Here is a 6583-nt window from a genome sequence, read left to right on the forward strand (position 1 = left end):
ATATTAAAGGAGGAATTTTATTTGGCAGAAAATCCAAACGTTTATGTAGAGGATTTTTCAGGTACTACGCCGCAGGCGAAGATTCAGGCAGCAATTGATTTTGCTTCCCAAAATGCTAGGAAAACAGTCATTGCTGCAGATAAAGATTATTATATAACGGGAACTGTAATCATTAAACAAGGTGTTAAGCTACAAGGGAGTTATGGGACTAGATTTGTAATTGGTGCCAACGTTCGAGGATTTGAACTACAAAAGGATGCTTCATTTTGGGATGCTAGTATTATGGTTGATTACAACGGTTACACCAAAGAAGCTATTTATTTGGACGGGAAATATAAATACTACAATACTTGGAATAATACATCATTAAAAAATCTTGTCCTTGTAAATTGGACAGGCTCAGTATCAGGCACAGGAATCTTTTTGTACTCAGGTGGGAGCGGACATGAGATTTCATTTGTAAACTTTACAGATATAAAAATTGTATCTTTTGCGAAAGGTATCTATTTGAAAGCCACTAAACCTTCTAGTGGATTTGCATACGTAAATGCAAATCGCTTTGATAAAATTTCATTGGAAGATTGTATTGAAAATATTGTTTTAGAAGGCAGTGAAACTATTCCGAATGAATGTAGTGGTAACACTTTCACAAATTTACAGATTCAACCTTCAAACAATACCAACCATATCATGACTATCCAAGGACAATATAACAAGGTAGATGGTATGTGTTGGGATTTACACATGATACAACATTCTAACCCCGTGTTTATATTTAAACCTGAGAGTAACTATAATGAATTGGCAATGAGATCTATTCCTGCAAATCGTATTTTGAATAGTGGGAAAACAAAAAATACGTTCGAAACTTTTTAAAAAAGATTATCACTCCATGTTGTGATTTAACATTAGAACAATCTGTTAATGATGCTTGTTAATATTAAAGGGGACAGGTAATTTTCCCCTGTCCCTTTAATGGTTTATTAAGGCAGTATCTGGATTTGAACCAGAGGTTACAGACCTTGCAGGGTCAGTGCCTTACCGCTTGGCTATACTACCAACGTACTAATTACTTCTTCCTATAATTAGTATTATAATAGTAATAATCTAGATTGTAAGTAAATTTCGTTCGTCAAAATATATAAGGGTTCGACAACCTTTTTTCTTACGCTTCTCATTTAAGTTAATCTGATAAATCTATGATTTAAATAGGAAAATCTGTAAATTTTTTTGGCGATCAATGGTACCAAGCAAAACATTACTTACTTCTACCTGATAAAGCGTCTTAAGCTGGTTAACAATCCATCCTTCTTCCACTCTAATTTGTTGCAGCGCAGTGAAATCAATCTTTCCCTCTTTTATGATCGTCCTTGGCAGGTCAAAGGGCTCAATTTTCTTTTGATAACTTGTCGGTGTCAGTGCTTCATATTTTGGGTCCAAAAAAATCGAGATTTTCCCATCGGACTCCCAAAGCGCCAAAGCCACTTTTTTTAAATCCGCAACTTTTTCTTTTCTTAACTCAGCTAATAAATGATCAATGGAAATTCTAGCTTTCTTTAGTCCCTTGTAATTAATTTCGCCATCTTTTATCAGTGGAAATGGGGCGGGGTCTAGGAATTTTTCGATGCGACTTGCTTTTAAGCTGATGAACAATCCTCCTGTATACAAAACCACCAATACAACGGTCGTAATCATCGAACCTTTCATGCCAAGTTTTTCATCTGATAATGGATGAGCAATGATGTTTCCTAGCACTAAGGCGATAACAAAATCCAATAATCTTAATTGGGAAATTGCACGTTGCCCCATGATTTTCGCGACAATAAGCAAAAAGAAAAATCCGATAACTGCTCTTAATATCCACTCAATTGAACTAAGGGTTTCTTGACTATGAAAGAAACTCATAAAGACACATCCTTTATCTTAAGAACATCTTCCTTAGTATTGTCACGGATTGTAAATTTTTACGCCCTAGTTCTCCAATTTATGAAAAATTAAACCAGGATAGCGCATCGCTTTCCTGGCTTTGATTTTAAACATGTAAGAATTTGATACAAACTGGGTATGGCACAACAATATCAGACTTAATAAGGGTTAATTTTCCCGAATCCTCGTCCCTCGCAAACAAAACAAGATTACTGGACTCCTGATTGGATGCAACGATGAATTTCTCTGTTGGGTCAAACATAAAATCCCTCGGCCAATCTCCTTCAGTAGATGTGTTCTCAACAAAGCTAAGCTCTCCAGTTTCTATATCAACACGAAACACAGCAATGCTGTTGTGGCCTCGATTGCCCGCATATACAAAACGTCCGTCCGATGAAATATGAATCGCGCTGCCTTGATTATTTTCAGAAAAATCAGCGGGAAGTGTGGAAATATATTGTTTTTCTGTAAAATGACCATTTTCTGGGTGATAGGTTAACACAATGACCTCCGAACTAAATTCAGTCATGAGATAAGCAAATTTTCCATTCGGATGAAAAACCAAATGCCTTGGGCCGCTTCCAGCTTTTAAAGGAAGCAGATTCGCTTTGGAAAGTGTGCCGTCATTGTGGACCGCATAGGTGATAAGTGCATCAATTCCCAATTCAACAACGGCCAGATAATTCTCATCAGGGGTGACTCCGGCATAATGGGTATGCGGTTTTTCCTGTCTTGGATCTGGGCCTGAACCTTCATGTTTAATGATTGAGGCAGCCGGTTGAACCGTGCCATCCTCCTCGTTAATTAAGTAGGATTCTACGGATCCTTTATGGTAATTTGCACTGAATGCATAGCGGTTTTTGCTATCTACACTCACATGACAGGGCGATGAGCCTGGAAGCATCTGACGATTTTGCTCGGTTAATGTGCCATCTCCCTCTATTGAAAAAGCAACGACACCACCTTCTTCCCCTTTTTTTGCAACCGAATATAGATAGCGATTGTCCTTACTGATCGTTAGGTATGTAGGATTTTCTAACTGTGCGGCCTCGTTAATATCTACTATTCTTCCCTCGTTAGTATCAAGTGTGAAGGAATAGATTCCTTTACTGTCCCCCTTCGTGTATGTTCCAATATAACCGATATATTTTTGGTTGTTTGTCATTTGATCTCTCCTTAAAAAATGTAGTCTGTTTATTTTATCAAAATTTCCAGTGATTACTCAAACTATGCAATCCTTGGATGAATGCTGTAATTAGAAATTATTAAAGGAAGCAGCCGGTAATTAATAGCTTTCCATAAAAAAATGATTATGATAAATTTGAAAGGGGAAAATTCCAATAGACATATGAACTACGGAGGGAATTATATTGCAGCCACTATTTTTAAAACCCGTTTTTAAAGAACGAATTTGGGGTGGAAACGCCTTACAAAAAGAATTTGGTTACTCGATACCAAACGATAAAACAGGGGAATGCTGGGCAATTTCTGCACACCCAAACGGTCCATCGATGATTGAAAATGGACCATTTGCTGGAAAAACTCTGGACGTACTTTGGAAAGAACAACCTGAACTTTTTGGAAATCCAAAGGAAGACGTTTTCCCTCTATTAACAAAAATATTGGATGCGAACATGGATTTATCCGTTCAAGTTCATCCAGATGATACCTATGCGAAAATCCATGAGAACGGTGAACTTGGGAAAACAGAATGCTGGTATATCATCGATTGTAAAGAGGATGCGGACATGATTTTTGGCCATAACGCCAAGACAAAAGAAGAATTGATCCAGCAAACGAAGGAAGGGCGATGGGAGGATTTACTTCGCAGGGTTAAAATTAAGCCAGGCGATTTCTTCTATGTACCAAGTGGAACCATCCACGCCTTGTGTGAAGGAACCCTGGTATTAGAAACACAACAAAGCTCGGATACCACCTACCGCGTCTATGATTATGACCGCAGAGATGCAGAAGGAAATTTACGTGATCTTCACTTAGAAAAAGCGATTGATGTGACTACTGTTCCACATCATGGAAACGTAACTGTTCCTAAAATAGAAACAAAGGATAATGTAACCATTACAACTTATGTAGAATCTGATTTCTTCTCAGTATTTAAGTGGGATGTGAATGGAAAGGCAACGTTTAATCCCCATGATGATTACTTACTTCTTAGTATGATAAAGGGCGAAGGCACACTTGTTCATCAAGGGGAAGCCTATCAATTGGACAAGGGCACCCACCTTATTATCCCGGTTGGGTTTGGGGAATTCGAGATAGCTGGAGATTGCCAATTAATTGTCTCACATCCATAACAAAAAAGGTCTGACTCCAAAATCCCTCACTATTTTTTATAGTGAGGGATCATTTTGAGCTTGATTCATTCTTAATTGCTTGATTGGATGATTGTCCTATACTCACTTGGATAGTAACCTGTGTTCGTTTTAAACACGCGGCTGAAATAATACTGGTCTGGATAGCCAACTACCTTTCCGACCATTTTAATTTCCATATTCAAATCAGAAGAAAGAATGTGTTTGGCTTCGCTAATTCTTAAACGGGTTAAATATTTAATAGGACTTTCTTTTGTATACTTTTTAAAAATCTTCCCTAAATAATCCACCGTGAAGTTTAGTTCATTAGCTATTTCTTTAAGGGATAAATCTTTTTTATAGTTTTCTTTAATAAATAATTTGACAGATTCAACTAATTCTTCTGGTGATATTTTATCTGACATTGATAAAGCAATGTTTGCAAGAGAGTCTAAATCCCCTTTTAACTTTAGTTCGATTTTAGCTAATAAGGAACGTAACTCTTCATTAACAACTGGCTTTAACAAGTAATCTTCTACCTTGTAATTGATTGCCTGACGAGCGTATTCAAACTCATGATGTCCGCTTAAAATAACAGTTTTTGTATTTGGATAGGCAAAATAGATGCTTTTGGCTAATTCTAAACCATTCATAATGGGCATCTGGATATCTGTAATAACTAGTTGGGGTATATCTTTCTCAATCATATTAAGGGCTTCCTGACCGTTAATGGCTTCACCAATTACTTTGAAATTGGGATTGAGCTCACTTATCTTTCTGGAAATATTTCGTCTAATAAGGGATGCATCCTCGACAACAATTGTTTTAATTTGAAAGGTGTGATTCACGGATTATTACTTCCCCTCTATAATTAAACTAATCCTCCAATGGTAACAGAAACCCCTTTTTCACCATGGTTTTGTAATTCAAAGAAAGTGTCATTTTGATACAATAGCTTGAGTCTGATATAAATATTTTTAAGTCCCATTCCATTGATTTGTAAGTCGGGTATGTGAAGTATATCAATCTGAGTCTCTATGAAATGATTAAATTCTTCCAGGACAATCGGATCAAACCCAGGGCCATTATCAGTTATTGTAATTCGCCATTTATTACTTTCGATTTTACCAGAAACAGAAATATTCCATGGTGGAGAATTATTTAAACCATATTTAATCGAGTTTTCAATAATAGGTTGAATGATTAGCATTGGGACAACAATATCGTTCATTTCTTTTGGAATATCAAAGTGAAATGTCAAATTTTCTTCATAGCGAATTTTCATACTATCTAAATATCTTTTTGTATAATCAATTTCTGATTCTAGTGGAACACCTTGTTTATTTTGAGTGGAGATATACCTTAACATAAAGGATATATTGTTACATAAAGTAACGATTTGCTTATTCATTCCCTCTTCTGCCATTACACTGATGTTGGTTAAATTATTATAGAGGAAATGGGGATCCATCTGGGATTGAAGCGCAAGAAACTTTGCATCCAATTCCTGTGACCTAGCAATGAGCAGTTCATTAAAGGAATGCGACAATTTATGATTCATTTTAGTAAAAGCAATATTGAGTGCATCAATTTCAGCAATTGAATTGTTGTCCTTATCCACAACTGGAAAATCGTTATTTGAAAGATCATCAAGATCCATGTTTCCAATGGCACGCCGCAGCTTCTGTAGGGGAAAGGTAACCCTTTTAGAGACAAAATATGAAATCATTAGGATTAGTAACAGGGTAATAAAAGTAATTAAAATAAATACTCTTGTCAGCTGATCCAAGTACGAAAATAATTCTTTTTGGTTCTGGGTTACAATGATGGTCCAACCAGTAGATTCTAAAAGGGAGTATGTCATGAGTTGTTTTGAGTTATTAATCGGACTCTTAATTTGATGTGTTTTTTCTGGTGTCAAATGTTTTAGCATTATTAAATTTTTGTAGTAGGATCCAGCCTTCTTATCTTTATTCAAAGGATGTTACCCTTCATCTCTTTGAACTACAAGATGGGAAGCTTGCTGCCACAGATATTTACAATACTCAGGGTGAAAAAGTATGTGAAGTGACTGCCGTAAAAGATGGTAACCTTATTACAGTGAAAACAAACGGGCTAATCGGGCAATACCATATTTTATTGCGGAATATCAATAATATACAAACTGTTTCAAATGGTAGTGTAACTCAAACATCAGAAGGAACGATAATCACTCTAGCAAGTGAATATGTGGAAATTGAATTGGCGTAAGAGGAGAACAAGCTTTTAGCTTAATCTACTGTACGCTGGAACTGACGTTATATATCGTTAATTTAAAAAAAGACAGAAGGAGCATTAAGTTTGAA

At 36.2% G+C, this 6583-nt stretch carries 7 protein-coding genes and 1 tRNA gene; 3 read left to right on the top strand and 5 right to left on the bottom strand.

The features are described 5' to 3' along the window. Nucleotides 1–21: 21 nt before the first annotated feature. Entirely contained in the window at nucleotides 22–876 is an 855-nt protein-coding gene (locus ACSU6B_RS03465; protein ID WP_410882776.1) for a hypothetical protein, read from the top strand. A 110-nt stretch (nucleotides 877–986) separates the two neighbouring features. Here the strand turns inward: ACSU6B_RS03465 and ACSU6B_RS03470 are convergent. From ACSU6B_RS03470 to ACSU6B_RS03480, 3 genes are all read right to left on the bottom strand, one after another. After that, nucleotides 987–1059: transfer RNA gene (locus tag ACSU6B_RS03470), tRNA-Cys, on the bottom strand. A 138-nt stretch (nucleotides 1060–1197) separates the two neighbouring features. Further along, entirely contained in the window at nucleotides 1198–1905 is a 708-nt protein-coding gene (locus tag ACSU6B_RS03475; RefSeq protein ID WP_410882777.1) for a DUF421 domain-containing protein, read from the bottom strand. Between the two features lie 127 nt (nucleotides 1906–2032). After that, complete coding sequence (locus ACSU6B_RS03480; protein ID WP_410882779.1) at nucleotides 2033–3091, bottom strand: lactonase family protein; 1059 nt, start codon at nucleotides 3089–3091, stop codon at nucleotides 2033–2035. Between the two features lie 202 nt (nucleotides 3092–3293). Between ACSU6B_RS03480 and manA the strand changes: the two genes are divergently transcribed. Beyond that, nucleotides 3294–4241: a mannose-6-phosphate isomerase, class I gene (gene manA, locus ACSU6B_RS03485; protein WP_410882802.1), complete on the top strand. Its 948-nt coding sequence runs from the start codon at nucleotides 3294–3296 to the stop codon at nucleotides 4239–4241. 71 nt (nucleotides 4242–4312) lie between these two features. On the opposite strand, the gene ACSU6B_RS03490 is transcribed toward manA, so the two are convergent. Together ACSU6B_RS03490 and ACSU6B_RS03495 are read right to left on the bottom strand one after the other, a co-directional pair. Then, entirely contained in the window at nucleotides 4313–5086 is a 774-nt protein-coding gene (locus ACSU6B_RS03490; protein WP_410882781.1) for a response regulator transcription factor, read from the bottom strand. A gap of 23 nt (nucleotides 5087–5109) precedes the next feature. Then, entirely contained in the window at nucleotides 5110–6159 is a 1050-nt protein-coding gene (locus ACSU6B_RS03495) for a sensor histidine kinase (protein ID WP_439276403.1), read from the bottom strand. On the opposite strand from ACSU6B_RS03495, the gene ACSU6B_RS03500 reads away from it, so the two are divergent. Next, entirely contained in the window at nucleotides 6153–6488 is a 336-nt protein-coding gene (locus tag ACSU6B_RS03500; protein ID WP_439276405.1) for a hypothetical protein, read from the top strand. The two genes, ACSU6B_RS03495 and ACSU6B_RS03500, sit on opposite strands and share 7 nt — an antisense overlap. Nucleotides 6489–6583: the final 95 nt, after the last annotated feature.

Source organism: Neobacillus sp. C211, from assembly GCF_051842875.1.
Taxonomy (GTDB): domain Bacteria; phylum Bacillota; class Bacilli; order Bacillales; family Cytobacillaceae; genus Neobacillus.